Source organism: Microbulbifer maximicatervae (SeqCode), from assembly GCF_052467325.1.
In genome coordinates this window covers 3,894,628-3,916,763 of sequence record NZ_CP174310.1, presented here as the reverse complement: position 1 = coordinate 3,916,763, position 22,136 = coordinate 3,894,628, and the positions used below count along the sequence as shown (strand labels likewise).

The following is a 22,136-nucleotide window of genomic DNA, read 5'->3' as shown; positions in this document are numbered from 1 at the left end:
CGACGCCAACTTATGGTTTTGAAAATATGAACACGCCCTGTTCTAATTCATCCTTTCAGTGCTTGGGAAATCCTATTCTCAATGTCGATAGCTATAAAACTAGCCATTATCTGCAGTACCCCCCAGGAACATCACATATAAGTAGTTATGTAGAGTGTCGTGGTGGTGAATTTGCGTCGACGGTATTCTTTGGCTTGCAGGCGTTTATAAAGCAATACCTGAGCACCCCCATCAGTTCTCATCAAATAGATGAAGCTGAAAATATTTTAAAACCCCATGGACTGCCATTTAATCGTGCTGGATGGAATCATATTTTAAATGACCACAATGGTTTAATGCCCCTTGAAATTACAGCGATAGAAGAAGGGCAAGTCATTCCAGTAACCAATGCTTTAGCTCAGGTTGTTAATACCTGTCCTTACTGCTTTTGGCTTACCACTTATATTGAAACCGCACTTTTACGAAGCATCTGGTATCCATCAACCGTAGCTACCCAGAGCCGCGAAATAAAGAAAATTATCTCACAGTATTTATTTGAAACAGCAGAAAATCTGGATACTCTGGAGTTTCGTTTACACGACTTCGGGGCTCGGGGAGCCAGCAGTCTCGAAACAGCCATGCTGGGAGGTATGGCTCACTTGGTGAATTTTAAGGGGACTGATACGATATCCGGAATATTAGCCGCGAAAAGATTTTACAACGCCGCTGTACCTGGAGCTTCCATTCCCGCCGCTGAACACAGCACAATTATTGCTTGGGGACAACAGCATGAGGAAGATGCTTACCGTAATATACTTGAGCAATTTTCTGGGGAAGGAAAAACTGTGGCTGTTGTCAGCGATAGCTACGATTTGTGGAATGCTATAGAGAATATCTGGGGAAAAAAATTAAAGGATAAAGTTACTCACAGTGGCGGCACATTAGTAATAAGGCCTGACTCCGGCAACCCAGAGGAAGTCGTGATAGAAGCAATAGAAAGGTTGATGCGGATATTTGGCTCGCAGAAGAATAAAAAAGGATATCGATTACTACCCCCCTTTATTCGAGTTATACAAGGAGACGGTATCACCCGCTTTGTAATCCCAAAAATTCTCCAAGCAATGAAAGAAAACAATCAAAGCACAGAAAATCTGACCTTTGGTATGGGCGGAGGATTACTACAAAAAGTTGACCGCGATATGATGGGATTTGCAATGAAAGCCAGCGCTATCTGTATCAATGGCAGTTGGTACGATATTTTTAAGAATCCTAGAACCGGGCCCGAGAAAAGGTCCAAGGGTGGCCGCCTTGCCTTGATTCGCGACGATGATGGTGCACTTCGAACTATTGCGCAGAGCGATCTAAAATCAGAAGCTAACCTGCTGAGGCCGGTTTACCGCAACGGTATTCTGCTTAAGGACATTACTTTCGACAAAGTTCGAAGAAATGCTGCCCTCTGATTCCCGTTCCACCCTCACAACGTCTTACCCCTACGAAACTTCACTTTACCGAGCGAGTACTTTACAACTTTAGGTTGGTCCTGTTAGTTGTGCGTATCCAAAGTCTGACCTCCGTGCACACAAGGCCTCCAGCGTCAGTCGTAATAACAATAAGTACCCGCAGAGAGTGCTCGTGCTCTCGTGGGGTAAAGGTAGCCAATGGAAAGAAGAAAATTCCTCAAGATCGCCGGCGTCGGCTCCAGTGGTATTTTGTTGCCTCTACAGGGCATTCAGGTCAGCGCCGAGCAGCTGCTCAATGAAGGCATGCACAGCTCCCATAAAAGACACCTGGCGGATGTAGTCTTGAATACCGCGCGCAAAGCCGGGGCCAGTTATACCGATGTGCGTATCGGCCGCTATCTGAACCAGTACGTTATGACCCGCGAAACCAACGTGGAGAATATCGTCAACACAGAATCCCTTGGCGCTGGTATTCGTGTGATCGCCAATGGTACCTGGGGCTTCGCCGCCACCAACGACCTTACAGCGGATGGCGTCGCCCTTGCCGCGCGCCAAGCAGTAGCCGTAGCTAAGGCCAATGCCAAGTACCAAACCGAGCCCGTGCGTTTGGCACCGGTAAAAGGCGTGGGCGAGGTTTCCTGGCAGACACCTATCGAACAAAATGCCCTGCAGGTCCCCATCAGTGAAAAAGTCGATTTCCTGATGGATGTTAACAATGGGGCACTCAAAGCTGGGGCCAGCTATATCCGCTCTTCCCTGTATCTGGTCAATGAGCAAAAGTACTTTGCTTCTAGCGACGGCTCCTATATTGACCAGGATGTCCATCGCCTATGGGCACCTATGCAGGTGACCGCTGTTGATAAGCAGAGCGGTGCTTTCAAGACTCGCAACGGTCTCAGTGACCCAGTGGGGAGAGGCTATGAATACCTGGCCGGTCACGACAAAGACAAGATTCGCGGTCAGACCACGCTCTACAAAGCTTCCTATGATATGGCCGAGGATGCAGTGCTTGCAGCCGAGCAAGCCCAAGCCAAGCTATCAGCCAAGTCCATCGATCCGGGCAAGTACGATTTGGTACTGGAACCCTCGCATCTGTGCCTGACCATCCACGAATCTGTGGGCCATCCTCTTGAGCTGGACCGCGTACTGGGTTACGAGGCCAACTATGCGGGAACTTCCTTCGCCACCCTGGATAAGTGGCGCAGCGGTAAATTCCAGTACGGCAGCGATAAGGTCACCCTGTTTGCCGACAAGGTACAACCGGGTTCCCTCGGTGCAGTCGCCTATGACGACGAAGGGGTTAAAACCAAGCGTTGGGACTTGGTGAAAGACGGCATCCTGGTGAACTACCAGGCTACCCGCGATCAGGTGCATATGATCGACCAAAAGGAATCCCACGGTTGTAGCTATGGCGATAGCTGGTCCAGTGTGCAGTTCCAGCGCATGCCCAATGTCTCTTTGGCGCCAAGCGAAAAAGAATACTCGGCAAAATCCATGATCCGCGATGTGGAAAAAGGCATTTACATTGTCGGACGCGGCTCTTATTCCATCGACCAGCAGCGCTACAACTTCCAATTCGGCGGGCAGCTGTTCTATGAGATCAAAAACGGTGAGATCGTCGGCCAGGTTGAAGACGTCGCCTACCAGTCCAACACCCAGGAATTCTGGAATTCCTGCTCGGCGATTTGCGACAGCAGTGATTACCGCTTGGGCGGAACCTTCTTCGATGGCAAGGGCCAGCCGAGCCAGGTGAGCGCAGTCTCCCACGGCTGTTCCACCACTCGTTTTGACCAAATTAATGTAATCAATACCAAGCGCAAGATTTCCTGAGCGGCGCACAAGAATAAGTAATTGGAGAAAAGGCAATGGCCATTCTGAGTAGAAGTGAAGCGAAGCGTATTCTCGACAAGGTTTTAAAATACAGCCGCGCCGATGAAGCCAGCGCGCAGCTGGCCGGCAGCGAAACCGGCAATATTCGCTACGCGCGCAACAGCGTTTCCACCAGTGGTATCGTCAACGATATCGAGCTGGCCGTAGAGGCCCGTTTCGGCAAGAAATCCGGTGTGGCCACTATCAATGAATTCAGTGATGCCTCCCTGGAAAAAGTGATGCGTCGCGCCGAAGAGTTGGCCAAGCTATCTCCGGAAAACCCGGAGGCCATGCCGATGCTGGGACCGCAGAAATATGTCAGCGTAGACGGCTTCGCCAAGTCCACTGCAGATATCACTCCAGACCAGCGCGCCAAGGCTGCGGCAGATTCCATTATTGCAGCCAAGGAAAAGAAAGTGGTTGCTGCGGGTTACCTGGAAGACCAGCGCTCTTTTGCGGCAGTCGCCACCAGTAAAGGCTTGTTCGGCTACCACGCTTCTACCTCTGCCAATTTCACTGTAACTATGCGCACCGAGAATGGCCTGGGTTCTGGTTGGGCCGAAAGTGACGTTACCGATTTCGGTGCAATGAATACCGGCAGCACCTCCTCTGTCGCCATCGACAAAGCGGTCCTGTCCCAGGAAGCCCGTGCCCTGGAACCGGGCAAGTACACCGTGATCCTGGAGCCCAATGCGGTGTCCGGCCTGGTGGGTTACATGATGAGCGGCTTCGATGCGCGCAGTGCCGACGAGGGCCGCAGCTTTATGAGCAAAAAGGGCGGCGGCAACCGTACCGGCGAGAAGATGTTCGACAAGCGAGTAAATTTCTACTCCGACCCCACCAGCCTCGATGTGCCGGCTCAACCCTGGACCGACGGTGATTTTATGCAGCTGGGACGCACCGAATGGGTGAAAGATGGGGTAGTGAAAAACCTGGCGCGCAGTCGCTACTGGGCCGAGCAAAGCAAAGGCGAAGTGGTCCCTGAGCCCAACAACCTGATTATGGTCGGCGGTGATAAATCCACCGAAGAACTGATTAAAAATACCCGCCGAGGCATTTTAGTAAGTCGCACCTGGTATATCCGTATGGTCGATCCACAGTCCATGCTCCTGACCGGCCTCACCCGCGACGGCACCTTCTATATCGAAAACGGCAAGATCAAATACCCGGTGAAGAACTTCCGCTTCAACGAGAGCCCGGTAATCATGCTCAACAATATCGAAGATATGGGTGTACCCCAGCGAGTGGGTATGTGGGACATGTCCGCCATGATTCCCGCGTTGAAAGTGCGCGACTTCACCTTCAGCAGCCTTTCCGACGCCGTATAACAGCCAGCACCCATCGAGGATAACGAAATGGAAAGAAGAAAATTTCTCCAGCTCAGCGGTGCCGGCCTGGGTGTTTCCATGTTGCCGCTATCCGGCAATCTGGTCGCCGAGAGCAAACTGACGCAAAGCGGTATTGATCTCTCGGTAAAAAAAGAATTTGCCGATGTCGCCCTGAATACCGCCACTAAACTCGGCGCCACTTATGCCGATGTGCGTATTGGTCGCTACCTGAACCAATACGTGATCACCCGCGAGATGAAAGTGCAGGACGTGGTGAACACCGAATCTATCGGCATGGGGATTCGGGTTATTGCCAACGGCACCTGGGGCTTTGCTGCCACCAATGACCTGACAGCCGATGGCGTTGCTCGCGCCACCCGCCAGGCAGTAGCTACCGCCAAGGCCAACTCCAAGTACCAGCAGGAGCCCGTACAGTTGGCTCCGGTAAAAGGCCACGGCGAGGTGAGCTGGCAGACACCCATCCAGAAAAACGCTATGCAGATCCCCCTGGCCGACAAGGTGGACCTGTTAATGGACGTGAACAAGTCCGCTATGGATGCCGGCGCCAACTATATCAACTCCATGTTGTACCTGGTGAATGAACAAAAGTATTTTGCCTCTACCGACGGCTCCTATATCGACCAGGACGTTCACCGTTTGTGGGCGCCCTTCTCGGTCACCGCAGTGGACAAGAAAACTGGCGGTTTCCGTACCCGCCAGGGCCTCAGCCAGCCGGTAGGACGCGGCTTTGAATACCTGGATGGCCGCGCCGAAGACAAGATCCAAGCACAGACAGTGCTCTACCGCGACTCCTACGATATGGCCGAAGACGCACGCCTGGCGGCGCAACAAGCCAAGGAAAAGCTCACGGCTAAATCGGTCAAACCGGGCAAGTACGACCTGGTGCTGGACCCCAGCCACCTCTGGCTCACCATCCATGAATCCGTCGGCCACCCACTGGAGCTGGACCGCGTGCTCGGCTACGAGGCCAACTTTGCCGGAACCTCTTTCGCCACTATCGATAAATGGCGCAGCGGCAAATTCCAATACGGCAGCGACAAGGTCAACCTGTTTGCCGATAAGGTACAGCCCGGCTCTCTCGGCGCCGTCGGCTACGACGATGAAGGCGTGAAGACCCGCAACTGGGATCTGGTAAAAGACGGTGTGCTGGTGAACTATCAGGCCACCCGCGACCAGGTACATATGCTGGGGCAAAAGGAATCCCACGGCTGCTGCTACGCCGACAGCTGGTCCAGCGTGCAATTCCAGCGCATGTCCAACGTTTCGCTGTTGCCTGGCAAGGAGGAGCTGAGCGTCGACGATATGATCAAGGATGTGGAGAAAGGCATTTATATTGTGGGTGCCGGTTCCTTCTCCATCGATCAGCAGCGCTACAACTTCCAGTTTGGTGGACAACTGTTCTACGAGATTGAAGACGGCAAGATTACCGGCATGGTGGAGGATGTCGCCTACCAGTCCAACACCCAGGAATTCTGGAATGCCTGTTCGCAGGTCTGCGGCAAAGATGATTATCGTCTGGGTGGTTCCTTCTTTGACGGTAAGGGACAGCCGATGCAAACCAGTGCCGTGTCCCACGGTAGTTCCACAGCACGCTTCGACGGTATCAATGTGATCAATACCAAGCGCAAGCTGGGCTAACCACTGATCCACACGGGAGCTGGCCAGCAAACCAGTCAGCTCCCAGTATTGAAAATAAATGGGTAGAAGGAAAGAAGGTGCTCCGTTCGAGACCGTATGAGGCATGGATGCCGATTACGAGCGTACAGGGATGTATTTACAGCGTGTCTCGAACGGAGCACTTTCTTTCCTTTGCTCTCAACAATAAAAACCAACGCAGTAACAGAGTTATCCCGTGTCCCTCACCCGCAAGGCTTTTCTTCAGCGCCTGATCCTGGGTAGCTGCGCCGCAGCGCTGCCTCTGGGCACACGCGCACAAAATACAGCACCGGGTAGTGCACAGGAGCACTACGATTTTTATTTCACCCGCTTGATGTACGAATCCGGTGACTGGGATGTGGATCAGCGCATGCCCTCCAACCTGCTCAATTCACTGGTGGAATACACCAATCTCAGGGTTGATCCCAAAGAGCACATAGTGCCGCTGGCCGATAAGAAAATGCTGCTGGCGCCTTTCTGCTACCTGGCCGGACACAAGCTGGTGCAATTCACTACGGAAGAGGCAAAGAATTTTCGCGATTACGTCAATCGCGGTGGCTTTGTATTTGTTGACGACTGCAACCACGATATCGACGGTCTCTTTGCCAAATCCTTCGAAGCGCAAATGGCCGAGCTGTTTGGCGAAGACTGCCTGCAAAAACTCCCGGACAATCACGACCTCTACCGCTGTTTCTTTCAATTCGATGAATTGCCGGTAACCAGCTTTGAATTAAATGGCTGGGGTGATGATCTGGTACACGACTACCTGAAAGCCATTGTTGTAAACGGCCGTATCGCCGTGCTTTACAGCAACAAAGATTTCGGCTGCGAATGGGACTACGACTACCGCAACAAACGCTGGCTCGCCATCGATAACACAAAATTTGCGGTGAACATTGTTATTTACGCACTGACGAGCTGATTATGCTGACCACCCTGGAAAATAGTATCGAACAACAACTGCACAGCCTCGACAATCTTCAACAGGAAATTGCGCGGGTGATTGTCGGCCAGAAACCTGTGGTGGAACAGATGCTGATCTGCCTGTTGGCCGGCGGCCACGCCCTACTCGAAGGGGTGCCGGGACTGGGTAAAACCCTGCTGGTAAAAACCCTCGCCGATGCCAGTGCGCTGGATTTTAAGCGGGTACAGTTCACCCCGGATTTAATGCCCGGAGATATTCTCGGCAGTGAGATCCTCGAAGAGGATCACAGCACCGGCAAGCGCTTTTTTAAATTCCAGCAGGGCCCGGTTTTCACCAATATCCTGCTCGCCGATGAAATTAACCGCACACCGCCGAAAACCCAGGCAGCCCTATTGGAATCCATGCAGGAAGGCTCGGTAACCGTGGGCGGTAAAACACTGAAATTGCCCGATCCTTATTTCGTACTGGCCACACAAAACCCCATCGAGCAGGCCGGCACCTATCCCCTGCCGGAAGCTCAGCTGGACCGCTTCCTGTTAAATATTCATATCGACTATCCCGATGAGCGGGATGAAGTTGAAATCCTGCGCTCCACCACCGGTGCCAGCAGGGTCAAACCCAGCCCCAGCCTGGATGCGGAGCAATTGCGGGAAATGCAGAAACTGGTGCGGGAAATTCATGTAAGCGACGATTTGTACCGCTACGTGGCGGCACTAGTGCGCGCTACCCGTATGGAAACCAGCGGCAGCGATACCCTGCAACAGTGGATCAAGTGGGGCGCCGGCCCTCGCGCGGGGCAGGCTCTGATTCTCGCCGCCAAGGCACGGGCCCTTTTGCAACGACGCCTCGCCGTCACCCGCGAGGATATCCGCAGCTTGTTACTGCCAGTGCTGCGCCACCGGGTGTTGCTCAGCTTCCAGGCCCAGGCCGATGGCGTGCAGATGCCACAGCTGATTGATGAATTACTGACGGCGGTGCCGGAACCGGGCCGGGACTGATCAGCGTGGAATACCTGTCCCCCAAAACCTTGGCCAGTTGTCGCGATCTGGTGTGGCTGTCGCGGCATATCGCCGAGGGCGTAATGCTCGGTGTGCAACACAGCCAGCGCCGTGGCACCGGCCTGGAATTTCATCAATACCGAGGCTATCAAGCGGGTGATTCCATCCGCCATATCGACTGGAAACTGTTTGCCCGCAGTGATCGCTACTATGTGCGCGAGACCGAGCAGGAGAGCCGTATGCACGTGTGCTTTGTGCTCGATACCAGCGCCTCCCTGAGCCAGGCAAGCTTTGTCGAGCCCAGCCTGAATAAACTGCATTACGCCAAGTGCTGGATTGCCAGCCTATGCTGGCTGCTCAACGCCCAGGGAGACAGCTATTCCCTATTGGCGTTTAACAGCCGTCGGACGGTTTATGTGCCCGAAGGCCAGGGCGAGAGCCACCAGCGTCAAATCGCTCTTCAGCTACAACAACTCGACGCCAGCGACCACTGGCCAGGTCACACTCAACTGGCGCCGCTGTGGCAATACTTTGAGCGGCCCTGTCAGGTGGTATTACTGAGTGATTTTTTTGAACAGGGTAATGAGATCGGCGATTTTGCCGCACGCCTGCATGCCGCCGGCCGCCCCTGCCTGCCACTGCAATTGTTAATTGAGGCAGAACAGACTTTTCCTTTTGGCGGAGAGCTAAAGCTGCTCAATCCAGAAGTAAGCGCCAGTACTCCCGCAACTTTAGAAGTGGATGCCGAGCGGCAACGCCAGTCTTACCTGGATGCTTTTGCTCAAGCGCAGAGCGAGTTAAAAGCACGCTTCGCCACACAGGAGTGCTCACTACAGACCGACCTTATCGAGCAGCCTGTGGAAAAGTCACTGCGGCAATTTATTCAACTGCACGGCAGGTTGTGCTGAGATGTTGTGGATAAATAACTTATTTCAATCCCCACAGTGGCTATGGCTATTCACAGCCCTGATTATCCCTATCGCCATTCATTTGCTGCGCCGAAGTAATCCACAGCAGATCTCCTTTGCTGCGCTGCAATGGGTACAAAGATATTCACAGAGTCGCGCGCGCCGCCCTATTGTGGATAACAAGTGGTTGCTGCTATTGCGCCTGCTAATCGTCGCCCTGCTGGCAGGTTTATTGGCACAGCCGCTGATTAAACGGGAAATTTATCCCCAAGAGGGCGTGATACTGGTAGACCCCAGAATTGGGGCGGGCGAAGCGAATACATTTATCCACAATTCACTGCCACAGCTTGTCGGGGAAGGTTATAAAGTACTGTGGTTATCCCCAGAAACACCTTCCGTAACCTCACCCCCACCACAAAATGTGGACCTGTGGAAAACTCTATTAGTACTATCACGCCGGGCGGATTTGCGCAGGGCTCATATCCTGTTGATAAACAACGGGGTTCCAGCATCCCACCAGGCACTAAGAGTCAGTCCCCATTGGCAGTGGCACAGCCTCGACAAAACATCCATAGCTCCGAGCCCGGTATTACCGAGTATCGCTTTAATGGGCAAACCACCCAGCTGGTGGGCGCCAGTGCTGGAAGACTGGCAAAGCAATATGCCGGGACTATCGGTGCATATTCAGGAACAAGAAGAGACACCCAATGCCGAGCAGGCAGATTGGTTGATCTACACGGGCCCCGCTCCCCTGCCACAAGCCGTGCTGGAATTTGTTTCAGATGGCAGCCTGTTAATCACCGACAACAGCATCCCCCCTGCCGATAATCTCAACTTCGTTGCTGTGGATAACAGCCAGTCAGCTCAAGCGGCCTCAGTGGGACGGGGAAGTTGGCTGCGCTACGAAAGTGACTGGTACAGCGAGGCCTTTTATCGCCGCGCGGATTTGCCCGAACTCCTGTGGCAGCACTGGGCTCTGCAAGACTGGGCTCTGCAACACCACAATCGTGGCCACTGGTCTGCCAATAAAGTAGTGGCAGACATAGCTGGGGCAGGCCTTCCTGTAGAAGACAGCGAGGTAGAAAACCGCCGTATTGAACAACTGCAACCCTGGTTAATAGCCGCCCTACTGTTACTTCTGGCTTTTGAACGCCTAATTGTCCTATCGCGACCCGCAGTCATCATGGCAACTGTTAGTAACGGGGAGGCCGACCATGGATAAGCGTGAGTCCACCCTTAACGCTGTGCACAGGCGCTGGCAACTGACAGCCCTGCGGCCCTATCTCTGGCTTGCCACTGGCCTCAGCCTTCTGGCTGGCTTGGGCATTTTTGTATTCGGCTGGCCACAGTGGCTATTGCTCGCCTGGCTCGGAATTATTGTTGTAGCAATTCTATTGGATCGCAGCTGGCGCCCAAGCCCTGAAAACCTTTGTCGACAGTTGGATGGGCAATATCCACAGCTGCAAGACAGCAGCCAGTTGCTTAGCCAACAGAAAACCAACCTAAGTCCATTGCAGCAATTACAGCGCACGCGTATCGAAACAGAGCTGCAACAACTGCTGGAAAGTGGCGACCGGTCGTCTTTCGGTCCAAAAAAACTCCGCCGTACCCTGACAAATGCCTTCGGTGCCTGCCTGGGACTTTTGTTATTTGTACTGAGCGATTCTCACTTCACCGGGGATAAAACTGAGACCACGCAACAAAATACAGCTATTCCCGTTGCCGAAAAACTTGCCATAACGCGCGCGGCAACCCATATCCAGCCGCCCGCCTACACTGGGCTCGCAGCCGACAGCCAATCCTTACAAATCGATGTGCCGGAGCAGTCTGCGGTCGAGTGGCAAGTTGAATTGAATCAGCCGGTGCAAGGGCTGGAAATGTTGGCCGAAGCTGAGCGCTTCACCTTTTCTCCGCTAGGTAATCTACCCAGTAAAAAATGGCAATTACAACGCACTATCGCTAAGGCAGACTTTTACCAGCTCTCAGTGCAACTCGCGGAGAGCCAAATGCTATTGCCGGAAATTCATAATATTCGGGTGCAAAAAGACAATGCTCCGGAGTTTACCTTTGAGGCACCCAGCTTGCGCGTCGATACCATTAAAGGGAGCGCTCAAAGTATTCCCGTGAAAGTAATCATTAATGATGATTACCAGGTGAGTTCTGCGGATTTATTGGTCACCCTTGCCAGCGGCACCGGGGAAAATTTACGCTTTCGCGAAGAGCGTATTCCGCTCGCCAGTTTGCACTCCACTGCTTTATCAACAAGCCTCTCGGAAGATAAGAAAGCAGCTCGCTACGATTTCCTCCTGCCCATCCACCAGTTTCCCATGGAAGCGGGAGATGAACTCTACTGGTATCTGGAGGCCAGGGATAACCGCGAGCCCAGCGCCAACGTTGCCAAGAGCCAACACTTTATCTTGCGCTGGCCGCAAGAAGAGATTTTCGGGCTGAGTGACAGCGAGGGGATGGCGATTAAGATATTACCGGAGTACTTCCGCAGCCAACGCCAGCTGATTATTGACACCGAGGCCCTGCTAGCCGAGCAAGAGCAGCTGCATCCGGAGGAGTTTCGCAAACGCTCCGAGGGTTTAGCCTATGAACAGAATTTGCTGCGCATGCGCTACGGCCGCTTTCTCGGCGAAGAAGACTCGGAAGCGGAGCATTCTGGAGGAGATGGTGAGCAGCACGAGGATGAAGAGGAATCTGAACACGACCATGACCACCATCATCCAGAACAAGGTGAGCACAAGGTACATGGTGAAGAAACTACCGCTCCCTTTGCCCAGCGTGGCTCCCGTTTCGAACTGGCAGAGCGCATAGTCGCTTCCGTCGGGCATCAGCATGACAGCTCTGAACACGCCACCCTATTTGACCCACAAACAAAGGAGCTACTGCGAAACGCTCTGAACGCCATGTGGAGTTCCTGGCGCGACCTGTCGGTTATAGAGCCCCAAGCCTCTCTGCCCCATCAACACCGGGCGCTGCGCTTTATCAAGGAGGTACAGCAGGCCTCGCGTATTTACTTACAAAGAATCGGCTTCGAGGCGCCTCCCATAGACGAGAGCCGTCGGCTTAGCGGTGAACGGGAAGACGTAGCGCCAGAAACTGTCGACAGTGCCTTTGAACAAAAACAAAGAGCGCAGGTGCTCGCCCTAATGGCCCAAGTAGACTCTGGCGCCGAACTCGATACCGATCTGCTGGTGCAGATAAATGAGCTAGCCACAGAGCAATCATTAGATCTTGGCCTGGAGCTGTCCAAACAGCTGCGTTTATACCAGCAGCGCCACCAGCAACCGAATTGCATTGATTGCACAAACTCCCTGAATCAGCTGCTCTATCAGCTACTACCAGCACCGGAATCTGCGCCTTCACTGCCTTTGCAAACTGAGGCAGACGGCCATTTCAGCCGTTGGCTGCACCAGCAAGGGGAGAAGTCATTGTGATTGATTTCTTGATACCCGGCCTGTGCCTGTTGGCCTGTTTAGTATCACTCGTTCTGTTGCGCCGCCGTGGCGCCAAGCCGTTCGACTATGGCCTGCAACTGGCGATTTGGTTGAGCGCCTGGATACTTTGGCAGCCGCCGGCAATCATTCCCGCCGAGCGCAATATCTCTATCGACAGCAAACAGCTGGCGAGCTCACATCCAATAAATCTCAATGGTGTGGAAAATATCTCTCTCAATGGGGAGCCACTCGGCCGCGACAAACTTCGGGACCTGGCACCGATGCGTCTGGAGTTATCGAAGATCCAGGAATCTTATGGCCTCTGGGAATTGGACTGGCAGCGGAAAATTACCTTGGGTGATTCTTTAAAGTTAAAGGTTCACAACAACCAGCCACTGACTGAAAACGTAAAAATTAGTCTGCTCAATCCCTACGGCCATATTGAAGACAGTCTTGAGCTGAAAGTGGGAGAAGCAATTCAGGCACAACTCACTGCCATTCCAAAACTCGCAGGCCCCCAGCTATACCGAGTACGGACGGAAAGCGAAGCCGGCGAAACCCATACAGATCCTTTACCCATCCTGGTGCGTGAACCGCTCCAACCCAAATTATTACTGTGGCTGGCACGCCCCTCTTTTGAGACGGCCGCCCTCTCTCGCTGGCTGCGCCAATCCGGTGTAACAGCACAAGTGATGACCCAGTTGGCACCTGAAATCATAAGGAAAGAAACTCTCAACGGCCTTCCACTTACCGAGTCTGCAGATCTATTCACGAATGAAAGTCCCTTCGATTTAGTGATACTCGACAGCAGTTTGTGGCCACAATTTTCTGCTCTGCAAAAGCGTCAGCTCAACGAGCTGGCCACTACAAAGTCACTGTTGTGGTTGGTCACTAGCGATAGCTCTGAAAAGTTTCTCCAGTACGCTGCTGCCCAATCCATGCCTCTACAAAAGGAAGAAGCCAACCACTTACATTCCGGCTTTGGCTACCAAAAAGCGGACAATCCAGAGATTCCCCCACTGCGTAATCTTGGCTTCAAAATCACGCAGCCCGGCTCATACGACTTTTTACTGGGCAATGGAGAGTCCCCACTTTTCTGGGGGCGTTCGACTGAGACACAACACCTGGGGTTTATCCTATTTAGTGACAGCCATCGCTGGCTAACCGGTGGGTTTGCTACTGAATTCGCCAGCCTGTGGAAGTCCATTATTGATTACCAACTCAAGCATTTGGGTAGTCAGCAGCCAGTAATCCTCTCCAGTGAGTTACCGCGTACACAAGAACGCATCACCCTATGCAGCCCACTTTTTTCTGATCAGAGTCCATTCTTATCAGAGTTTCAAGATAGCTCCCGCTCTACCGAAGGAATCGCCGCAAGCAGAAGTTCCCAGGGTCAGTGCTACAGCTTCTGGCCCCAAAATTCAGGTTGGCACCAGCTTTGGACTGAATTGGAAGGGGAGTCGGTACTAGACTTCTATATCTTTGCCAAAGAGGACTGGCCTCTATGGCAGCAGTCCCTGAATGCCAGGGAAACCCAACTAATGGCTGCCGCACGTTTGGGGCCAGAAGCAAATAATCACGCAAACAGGGTTTTGTTGGGGCGCCAATGGCCGGCCCTTATATTGCTGTTACTAGTGTGTATAAGCTGGTGGCGGGAACGCAGGCTTTTGAATAGATCACGACCCTGAGGGCCTCGCCGTAGGTTTATTTCCCGGCTTAGCCTCTTGCTTGGGAAATATCATCTGGTCGACGGGATACCCCAAAGCTTTGGCCTTCTGTAAAAACTGCTCCAACACATCCTTGGGCATGGTTGGGGTGCGGGACAATATCCACAGATAGGATTTATCGTAGCCAGATACCATCGCGTATTGGTAGTCATCCGATAGAGCAATCACGATATAGGATGAGTAAAAGGGGCCAAGAAAAGAGACTTTCAAATGGCCCACATTTTTCGGGCCGACAAACTCGGCCCTCCCCTCCGCCATTTGCCAGGCATCACGCGCTTTTGAATAGCCGGTATTGATCACCGCGACAGAACCATCATGGTTGAGACTGTAGTCGGCAGTTACCTGGGTCAGGCCGCGCTCGAATGAGTGATCCAATCGAGCAATCTCATACCAGTGACCTAAATATCGCTGTAGCTGGAAGTTTTGGACAGGCTCAACCCCCTCCGGCACCCGTGTACAGGCACCCAGCCAGAACAAGGAAAGCAGTAATACACCCAGTGAAAACAGCTTCATCTAGCCACTCCCAGTAAGATCCCCCTCAAGTCAGAATAGAAGGCAGGGGTTTCACAAGATCAGGATAGTTTCGGGAATCTGTATTTCACCCATAAAAAAACCACCGCGAGGGTGGTTTTTTTATCGCTGGACTGACCAACTTATTTTTCGACGAAAGCGCGCTCAATCACATACTCGTGAGGTACACCTGCGCGGGTCTCCTTGAATCCCCAGTCATCGAGGATATTGGTGAGATCCTTCAGCATTGCCGGGCTGCCGCACAGCATAAAGCGATCTTCCTCAACACTCGGCTTGGGCACACCCAGATCGGTGAAAAGCTTTCCGGACAGCATGAGATCAGTCAGGCGGCCAGTATTCCGATAGGGCTCACGGGTGACGGTTGGGTAGTAAAGCAGTTGCTCGCGTACCATCTCGCCAAAGTACTCGTGTTCCGGCAATTCGTTCTCGATCTGCTCCTGGTAAGCCAGCTCAGAAACATAGCGAACGCCGTGAGTAAGGATTACCTGGTCAAAACGCTCGTAGACCGTGGGATCTTTGATGATGCTCATGAAAGGTGCCAAGCCAGTACCCGTGGACAGCAACCACAGGCGTTTGCCCGGCAGCAGGTGGTCCGCCACCAGAGTACCGGTGGGTTTTTGGCTCACGTAGATCTCATCGCCCGGCTTAATCTTCTGCAGGCGGGAGGTCAGGGGGCCATCGGGAACCTTGATACTGAAAAATTCCAACTCGTCTTCGTAGTTGGCACTAGCAATAGAGTAGGCGCGCAGCAGTGGACGGCCATTGTCCTGCTGCAAACCGATCATCGTGAAATGTCCGTTCTCAAAGCGAAAACCCGAATCCCGGGTGGTCTTGAAGCTAAACAGTGTGTCGTTCCAGTGATGGACTTCCAACACCTTCTCTATATTCAATTTGGACATAAACTTAAAACCGGTTATTCCACGAGTCTCTTGATAGTTGAATTTTAGCCCTAGAAGATCTATTGGCAAAGTGGGATATTTCGATATTCCTTATCTATTTTAACGATCAACTGGAGATTTCCCTTTGCGCTACACGCTCCGCCAGTTAGAGGTGTTCCTTGCCTGTGCCCATCACGAGAATGTCAGTCGTGCTGCGGAGAGCCTGAGTATGTCCCAGTCCGCAGCCTCCACAGCGCTGAAAGAGTTTGAACAGCAGTTTGAGTTGCGCCTGTTCGAGCGCACCGGTAAGCGATTGCGTCTCAATGAACTGGGACGGCAATTGTGGCCAAGGGCGGAAGAACTCCTGGAGCGAGCCCAGGAACTTGAGCAGACACTGGCCACTCACCGGGAACTGGGAAGCCTGAAGATCGGAGCCACCCTGACCATTGGCAACTACCTGACTGCCAGCGTGATGGCTCGTTATATGGAAGAGCAGCCCGGTACTCAAGTACAATTGGAAGTTGCCAATACCGCAGCGATTGCCGAGAGGGTGCTCAATTTTGAATTGGACCTGGGATTAATTGAAGGAGAGATCAATCACCCGGATCTGGAAATCATCCCCTGGCGCCATGATGAGCTGGTTGTTTTCTGTGCACCAAACCACCCTTTGGCAGGCCGCAAGCGCCTCGCCGATAAAGACCTGATCGGTGCGACCTGGATCACCCGGGAATCGGGCTCTGGAACGCGACAGACTTTTGAAAGAGCCATGGCAGGGCTATTGCCACAACTACATATCCTATTGGAATTGCAGCATACAGAAGCGATCAAGCGAGCCGTAGAAGCGGGATTGGGAATCAGCTGCCTTTCCCGTGTTTCATTAACTGATGCTTTAAAGCGCGGCTCGCTTATTGAGCTACCCGTACCACATAGAGACTTTCATCGAGAGTTCTATTTTGTCCTGCATCGACAAAAATACAGAAGCGCCGGAATTAAACGATGGATGGAATTATGTGACTCAGCAGGATAAAAAAAGATTAATTATTTGAGAAAATTTGTATTTAAATCATAGAGTTATCTAGTTTGCTTAAAATCAGTAAAGTTACATCATTTCAGTCTTTAAGCCGTATGGGCTAACCCTGCATTTTGCGTATGATGAATTCTTATCCACCTCTACCATCAATCCAAGATCTACTACCTATCTACTTATTTTGGTAAATTACGCAACCTAAGACGACCTCCCCAACTTATAGTTTTATCTACGATTATTTAAGTGGTCTGCTCCTTACTTACAAAGAGATTATATGAAGATTAAAGGAATTTTATTGTTTTGTGCTGTTTTCAGCCTCTCACTATCCGCTTACGGAAATGGCCTGATTTCCATCAATGAAAAAGCCGAATATCACGACGAAGAATTAATTGCATCCAATATAGTTAAAGAGTGTAATAACCTTGGTTATCAATTTTCAAGCTCAACCAAGAAATTTCTTGGTAAGCATGGATTTGCCAGTTCACTAGACCCAGAGTTGGATATTCAATCAGAGGGATACAGTCTTAAATTAACAATTCTCAATGCATATAGCGGAAGATATATTTCAGGTAGCCATCAAAAATCAGTCTCAATTGAGGCTGAACTCTACAAAAACGGCGACTTGATAGATACTCTCAAGACCACCAGAAATTCAAGTGGAGGTTTATTTTATAAATTCAAAAGCTCCTGCAGTGTTCTCGAACGTTGTGTTCACACCCTTGGTAATGACGTAGCCAAGTGGATCTCTAGAAACCATAAAATTTAGCTTCACCCAAATAAGGAAACTTCATGAATTATATTATTAAGTCCATATCTATTGCAGCCTTTGCATTAATAGTATCTGGCTGTACAAGCAACCCGATTATGAATATTGAAAGTAGATTAATTCCCGATCGTCTTGACGGGTCAGCTCAAACTCAAGATTCAATTAAAAAATCAATTATTGCAGGGTGCATCGAGAGAAACTGGATTTGCCAACAAGTTGCTCCTGGGAAAATATTAGCCACCATTAACGTTCGCAAGCATCATGCTGAAGCAGATATTATATATAACCTTAATAGTTATAGTATCACCTATAAAGATAGCGATATGCTTGACTATAGTGAAAAATATTACACCATTCACAGAAACTACAATCGCTGGGTTAGAAATTTGAATGACGCGATTATAAAAGAACTATCCATTTGATAGCTTTTATATCTATCCCCAGTAGCTGTGACTATTGGGGAGCTATCTTAACTGGAAATTAGATTTTCATGCCCAAATTAATAACAAACGGAACATCTATTCCATCATTGTCACTGAACAGGTTGGCGTTGGAGTAGTGTTTCCAGGAAACCATTAGCACCAGATCTTCTTTCCCTCTCCAGTTAATTCGCGCAGCATATCCAACCTGTGCCTGGAAAGAAAAGTTATTATCCTGACGACGGTTTCCCAATTGGTTGCTGGAAATATAGCTAGGACCCAACGCTCTAACAAAGAAATAAGGTTGCCCCCAACTTCTTTGCCTGGGATATAGATTTAATTGAGGATAGATGGAAAACGCTCTTATACGTTTATTTTCATCAGTATCAGTAGTTAGCTCAGTATAGCTAACACCTATATCAATATGCTGACGGTAACTCTTTTTAAATGTTTTAAAGGAATAATCTATCCCGTAGGTTTTATTATTCTGACTTGAATCAGGTTGCGGGCCACCGCCAAAACTCACTAAAAGTTCATCAGCAGTAACTGGCTGAGCCAAAAGAATTGTCGAAACTACAGCCAGTACCCACTTCATATGCTATCCCTAGGTTAAAGCTCTCTAAGAGAAAAATTAAATACGTCTTTTAAATATTAAAGATGTATTGATTCCGCCAAAGGCAAAATTATTACTCATCACATACTCAGTATCGATGTGCTTTCCACTGCCCTGGATATAATCCAATTCCGCACAGTCAGAATCAACCTCTGCCAAATTAATCGTGGGATGGAACCAACCGTTACGCATCATCTGGATGCTTGCCCAAGCCTCCAATGCGCCACAGGCACCCAATGTATGACCGGTATAGCTCTTAAGTGAGCTTATGGGTACTGCATGCCCAAATGCATTACGGGTTGCGTGGCTTTCCGCAATATCGCCTCGGTCCGTAGCTGTGCCATGCGCACTGACATAACCTATTTCGCTAGTCTCTACCCCAGCCTGTGCTATTGCCTGCTGCAATGCCACCTGCATAGTTGCCGATTGAGGTTGGGTAACGTGGCTGCCATCAGAGTTGGTTCCAAACCCTACGACCTCTGCATAAATCCTGGCTCCACGGGCAATCGCGTGCTCATACTCTTCCAAGATAAGTGTACCGGCGCCCTCGCCGATAACTAATCCATCCCGGTTGCGGTCGAAGGGACGAGGAGACAATTCAGGGGTGTCGTTCTTTGTTGAAGTCGCATATAAGGTGTCAAAGACCGCAGCCTCAGTTGCACACAACTCCTCTGCACCACCGGCCACCATAATGGTTTGGCTACCATTGCGAATTGCCTCATAGGCATACCCAATCCCCTGGCTTCCAGAGGTACAAGCGGAGCTTGTGGTATAAACCCGTCCACACAAGCCGAAAAATACCCCAATATTGACCGCCGCCGTATGGGACATCATTTTTATGTAACTGGTCGCATTGAGGCCGTCGGTGCGGTGATTTATCAACATATTGCCGAAATCAGCCACTGCTGACGGAGTGCCTGCTGACGAGCCATAGGAAACTCCGACAGCACCACTTTTGAGAATGGGGTCATCCAACAATCCCGCATCCTCAAGCGCAATCTCACTGGCGCGAACCGCCATTAATGAAACGCGCCCCATGCTGCGCACACGTTTACGGTTGTAGTGGGCCGGTTTTTCGAAGTCCTTTACCGGCGCGCCCAGTCGGGTTTCAAGCCCCTCATACTTATCCCAGTCTTCCATGTAGGAAATGCCTGAAAGACCGCTCTGTAAAGCCTGACTAACCGAGTCCCAACCCTGGCCGATAGGGGATATTCCGGCCATTCCTGTAACAACCACGCGTTTCATTAGCAGAGACCACCATTTACTGAGATAACTTGACGGGTGATGTAAGCAGCACGTTCATGCATCAGGAACGCTACAGTTGCCGCCACTTCTTCTGGTTTACCCATTCTGCGGGCAGGCACCATTTTTAAAATTTCTTCAACGGGCAAGTCTTCATCCAACATATCGGTGTCAATGAGGCCCGGAGCAACACAATTCACGGTAATCTTTCGCTTGGCTAACTCCAACGCCAATGCCTTACTTGCACCGATCAAACCCGCTTTGGATGCGGAGTAATTTACCTGGCCGCGATTTCCAGCAATGCCGGATACAGAAGTCATCACGACAATACGGCCGGGCGCACGGCGCCTGACCATTGGCATGGTTAAGGGGTGTAAAACATTGTAGAAACCATCCAGATTGGTGTGTACAACAGAATCCCAATCTTCAGCAGGCATCGCAGGGAAAGCATTGTCGGCAGTAACACCAGCATTGCACACAATGCCGTAGTAACAGCCATTACTCTCGACATCTTCCAATAAGACATCCCGTGCTTGCTCCCGGTCGGCAATATCAAACTGCAAAATTCTGCTTTTTCGCCCTAACTTAGCAATCTCTTCTGCTGTTTCCTCTGCTTGATCACGGCGGCTGCGGCAATGTAAAACAATATCGTAGCCATCTTCAGCTAACTGAAGTGCAATCGCCCGGCCAATACCACGACTGGAACCGGTAACTAAAACCCACTCTGACATTTAGTTTCTTTCCTTCAAATACTGTTCTACGTTATCCGGCTGATAAACATTAAGTCGTGCACTCTGCTCGATAGATGAGCCGGTTATCACACACTCAAATGTCGCCATGCCATTTTCAGCCTGGAGAATGCGCTGGACATCAATTGTTAATTCTTCCCCGCAGCGATAACTCTCGATATTTGACAGGAACTTGCGAGTACCCAGTAAAAAACCCAGGCGAACGTCTTTACCCTGCTCTTTTGCATGATATCCGGAGAAAGCTGCGATGGATTGGGCCATATATTCAATGCCCACGTAAGCGGGAACACGACCGTTGCGGGAAAATATTCCATCATCACGAACTCGCAACTTTGCCTGTAGCTGCTCCTCGCCTACAGAGATCACTTCATCGAGGAGTGACATATTTCCACTGTGTGGCACCAGTTCTTCAGCAGTATATTTTTGCATCTATTTTACCTCTGACTGCCCAAGATTACCGAGCAATTACTCCCACCAAAGGCAAAAGAGTTACTCATTACATAGCGCAATTTTCCAGGAGCCTCGTGGCCTTGATACAGGTTCAGTCGCACGATCTCCGGATCATAGTGGCCATCATACTGATGGCGGGGAAATTGATCATATTGTAAGGCAAGCCAACAAAAAGCCGCTTCAAGAGCGCCTGCAGCACCGAGTGTGTGCCCGGTGAGAGGTTTTGTGGAAGAACACGGTAGCTGGCTTCCAAACACTCTTTCAACGGCCAGAGCCTCCATAGAGTCGTTATGTGGCGTTCCCGTACCATGAAGATTCAGATAATCAATGTCGGCGGTATCCAAGCCGGCATTCTCCAGAGCCCCGCGCATACAGGCTTCCGCACCACGTCCTTCTGGGTCTGGGGCCGACATATGGTGGGCATCAGACGTGGCAGCAACACCGGATAGAACTACAGGACCAGGCTCTTTGCTCAGCACAAACATTGCTCCAGCTTCCCCGAGATTAATACCATCCCGATTAACGCTGAAAGGATTGGTCTGGCCGGTACTAAGTGCCCCCAGGCTATGAAACCCCCGGACTGTCATGCCACAGAGAGAGTCCACACCGCCAACAACAACGGCATCACAAGTACCGGTTGAGATAAGGCGCCGGGCACTGGCAAAAGCATTGGCACTGGAGGAACAAGCTGTGGAGACGGTGAGCTGAACGCCTTGGATTCCCAGGTACTTCGCAACAAAGGTACTCAAACCAGCCATTTGCTGTTGAAGCCGATAATTATATCCGGTCTCTTTCTCACCACTTAAGTAGGCCTCACCTGAGTCTATTCCCGAGGTTGAGGTTCCCATCACAACGCCAATTCGGCCCGCACCATGTTTTTCTATTAGTTCAGCGACTGCACTTTCAATTTGAGTCAGCACAGCCATAGCCAGCTGGTTATTGCGGCAGTGGTAATCTTGCAACGAACTCGGTAAATCAGGCAGCTTCCCCTGCACAATACCCAGATTCCCTCTGTATTGTGGCAAATAGGTTTCATCGACCTGCATATGAGAACTCTCATCACCGAACAAGGAATTAGCTACTGCCTCAGCAGTATTTCCCAGGGTGCAGATGATCCCCATATGATTAAGATAGAAATTTTTCATAC

20 protein-coding genes are annotated in these 22,136 nt (G+C 51.0%); 13 read left to right on the top strand and 7 right to left on the bottom strand.

All coding sequences use genetic code 11. From position 1 onward, the window contains the following. Positions 1 to 26 precede the first annotated feature (26 nt). The 10 genes from ACJJIE_RS17525 to ACJJIE_RS17480 all read left to right on the top strand — a co-directional run bounded on the left by ACJJIE_RS17525 (position 27) and on the right by ACJJIE_RS17480 (position 14,275). A complete protein-coding gene (locus tag ACJJIE_RS17525; protein ID WP_444892496.1) occupies positions 27 to 1,439 on the top strand; it encodes a nicotinate phosphoribosyltransferase in 1,413 nt (470 codons plus the stop codon). A gap of 198 nt (positions 1,440 to 1,637) precedes the next feature. Then, the gene (locus ACJJIE_RS17520) at positions 1,638 to 3,269 is read left to right on the top strand and encodes a TldD/PmbA family protein (RefSeq protein WP_444892495.1); all 1,632 of its coding nucleotides are present in this window, start codon (positions 1,638 to 1,640) and stop codon (positions 3,267 to 3,269) included. Positions 3,270 to 3,304: 35 nt separating this feature from the next. After that, a complete protein-coding gene (locus tag ACJJIE_RS17515; RefSeq protein ID WP_444892494.1) occupies positions 3,305 to 4,636 on the top strand; it encodes a TldD/PmbA family protein in 1,332 nt (443 codons plus the stop codon). A gap of 27 nt (positions 4,637 to 4,663) precedes the next feature. Then, positions 4,664 to 6,295, top strand: coding sequence for a TldD/PmbA family protein (locus ACJJIE_RS17510; RefSeq protein WP_444892493.1), 1,632 nt, complete (start codon positions 4,664 to 4,666; stop codon positions 6,293 to 6,295). 214 nt (positions 6,296 to 6,509) lie between these two features. Beyond that, entirely contained in the window at positions 6,510 to 7,235 is a 726-nt protein-coding gene (locus tag ACJJIE_RS17505; protein WP_282930459.1) for a DUF4159 domain-containing protein, read from the top strand. A 2-nt stretch (positions 7,236 to 7,237) separates the two neighbouring features. Beyond that, positions 7,238 to 8,236 carry an AAA family ATPase gene (locus ACJJIE_RS17500; RefSeq protein WP_413663963.1) on the top strand — a complete coding sequence of 333 codons (999 nt, stop codon included), beginning with the start codon at positions 7,238 to 7,240 and terminating at the stop codon, positions 8,234 to 8,236. 5 nt (positions 8,237 to 8,241) lie between these two features. Continuing rightward, positions 8,242 to 9,144: a DUF58 domain-containing protein gene (locus tag ACJJIE_RS17495; RefSeq protein WP_444892492.1), complete on the top strand. Its 903-nt coding sequence runs from the start codon at positions 8,242 to 8,244 to the stop codon at positions 9,142 to 9,144. Position 9,145: 1 nt separating this feature from the next. After that, positions 9,146 to 10,366, top strand: a complete 1,221-nt coding sequence (locus ACJJIE_RS17490; protein WP_444892491.1) for a BatA domain-containing protein — start codon at positions 9,146 to 9,148, stop codon at positions 10,364 to 10,366. Beyond that, positions 10,359 to 12,587 carry a hypothetical protein gene (locus ACJJIE_RS17485; RefSeq protein WP_444892490.1) on the top strand — a complete coding sequence of 743 codons (2,229 nt, stop codon included), beginning with the start codon at positions 10,359 to 10,361 and terminating at the stop codon, positions 12,585 to 12,587. The genes ACJJIE_RS17490 and ACJJIE_RS17485 overlap by 8 nt, the downstream gene beginning before the upstream one ends. After that, a complete protein-coding gene (locus ACJJIE_RS17480; protein ID WP_444892489.1) occupies positions 12,584 to 14,275 on the top strand; it encodes a hypothetical protein in 1,692 nt (563 codons plus the stop codon). Before ACJJIE_RS17485 ends, ACJJIE_RS17480 begins: the two co-directional genes overlap by 4 nt. On the opposite strand, the gene ACJJIE_RS17475 is transcribed toward ACJJIE_RS17480, so the two are convergent. Together ACJJIE_RS17475 and ACJJIE_RS17470 are read right to left on the bottom strand one after the other, a co-directional pair. Then, positions 14,264 to 14,827: a lipocalin family protein gene (locus tag ACJJIE_RS17475; RefSeq protein ID WP_444892488.1), complete on the bottom strand. Its 564-nt coding sequence runs from the start codon at positions 14,825 to 14,827 to the stop codon at positions 14,264 to 14,266. The two genes, ACJJIE_RS17480 and ACJJIE_RS17475, sit on opposite strands and share 12 nt — an antisense overlap. Positions 14,828 to 14,967: 140 nt before the next feature. Next, complete coding sequence (locus ACJJIE_RS17470; protein ID WP_413663957.1) at positions 14,968 to 15,744, bottom strand: ferredoxin--NADP reductase; 777 nt, start codon at positions 15,742 to 15,744, stop codon at positions 14,968 to 14,970. Between the two features lie 124 nt (positions 15,745 to 15,868). On the opposite strand from ACJJIE_RS17470, the gene ACJJIE_RS17465 reads away from it, so the two are divergent. From ACJJIE_RS17465 to ACJJIE_RS17455, 3 genes are all read left to right on the top strand, one after another. Then, positions 15,869 to 16,750 carry a LysR family transcriptional regulator gene (locus ACJJIE_RS17465; RefSeq protein ID WP_413663956.1) on the top strand — a complete coding sequence of 294 codons (882 nt, stop codon included), beginning with the start codon at positions 15,869 to 15,871 and terminating at the stop codon, positions 16,748 to 16,750. A gap of 274 nt (positions 16,751 to 17,024) precedes the next feature. After that, positions 17,025 to 17,516 carry a hypothetical protein gene (locus ACJJIE_RS17460; protein WP_413663955.1) on the top strand — a complete coding sequence of 164 codons (492 nt, stop codon included), beginning with the start codon at positions 17,025 to 17,027 and terminating at the stop codon, positions 17,514 to 17,516. Between the two features lie 23 nt (positions 17,517 to 17,539). Further along, a complete protein-coding gene (locus ACJJIE_RS17455) occupies positions 17,540 to 17,938 on the top strand; it encodes an ApeA family protein (protein ID WP_444892487.1) in 399 nt (132 codons plus the stop codon). A 58-nt stretch (positions 17,939 to 17,996) separates the two neighbouring features. On the opposite strand, the gene ACJJIE_RS17450 is transcribed toward ACJJIE_RS17455, so the two are convergent. Genes ACJJIE_RS17450 through ACJJIE_RS17430 form a run of 5 tightly spaced genes read right to left on the bottom strand, consistent with a single transcriptional unit; the run spans position 17,997 to position 22,134 of the window. Further along, on the bottom strand, positions 17,997 to 18,530 hold the full coding sequence (locus ACJJIE_RS17450; protein ID WP_444892486.1) for an acyloxyacyl hydrolase: 534 nt from the start codon (positions 18,528 to 18,530) through the stop codon (positions 17,997 to 17,999). A 36-nt stretch (positions 18,531 to 18,566) separates the two neighbouring features. Then, complete coding sequence (locus ACJJIE_RS17445) at positions 18,567 to 19,793, bottom strand: beta-ketoacyl-ACP synthase (RefSeq protein WP_444892485.1); 1,227 nt, start codon at positions 19,791 to 19,793, stop codon at positions 18,567 to 18,569. Beyond that, positions 19,793 to 20,521, bottom strand: a complete 729-nt coding sequence (gene fabG / locus ACJJIE_RS17440; protein ID WP_282930472.1) for a 3-oxoacyl-ACP reductase FabG — start codon at positions 20,519 to 20,521, stop codon at positions 19,793 to 19,795. Before fabG ends, ACJJIE_RS17445 begins: the two co-directional genes overlap by 1 nt. Then, entirely contained in the window at positions 20,522 to 20,968 is a 447-nt protein-coding gene (locus tag ACJJIE_RS17435; protein WP_444892484.1) for a hotdog family protein, read from the bottom strand. Between the two features lie 5 nt (positions 20,969 to 20,973). Continuing rightward, positions 20,974 to 22,134, bottom strand: coding sequence for a beta-ketoacyl-ACP synthase (locus tag ACJJIE_RS17430; RefSeq protein ID WP_444892483.1), 1,161 nt, complete (start codon positions 22,132 to 22,134; stop codon positions 20,974 to 20,976). Positions 22,135 to 22,136: the final 2 nt, after the last annotated feature.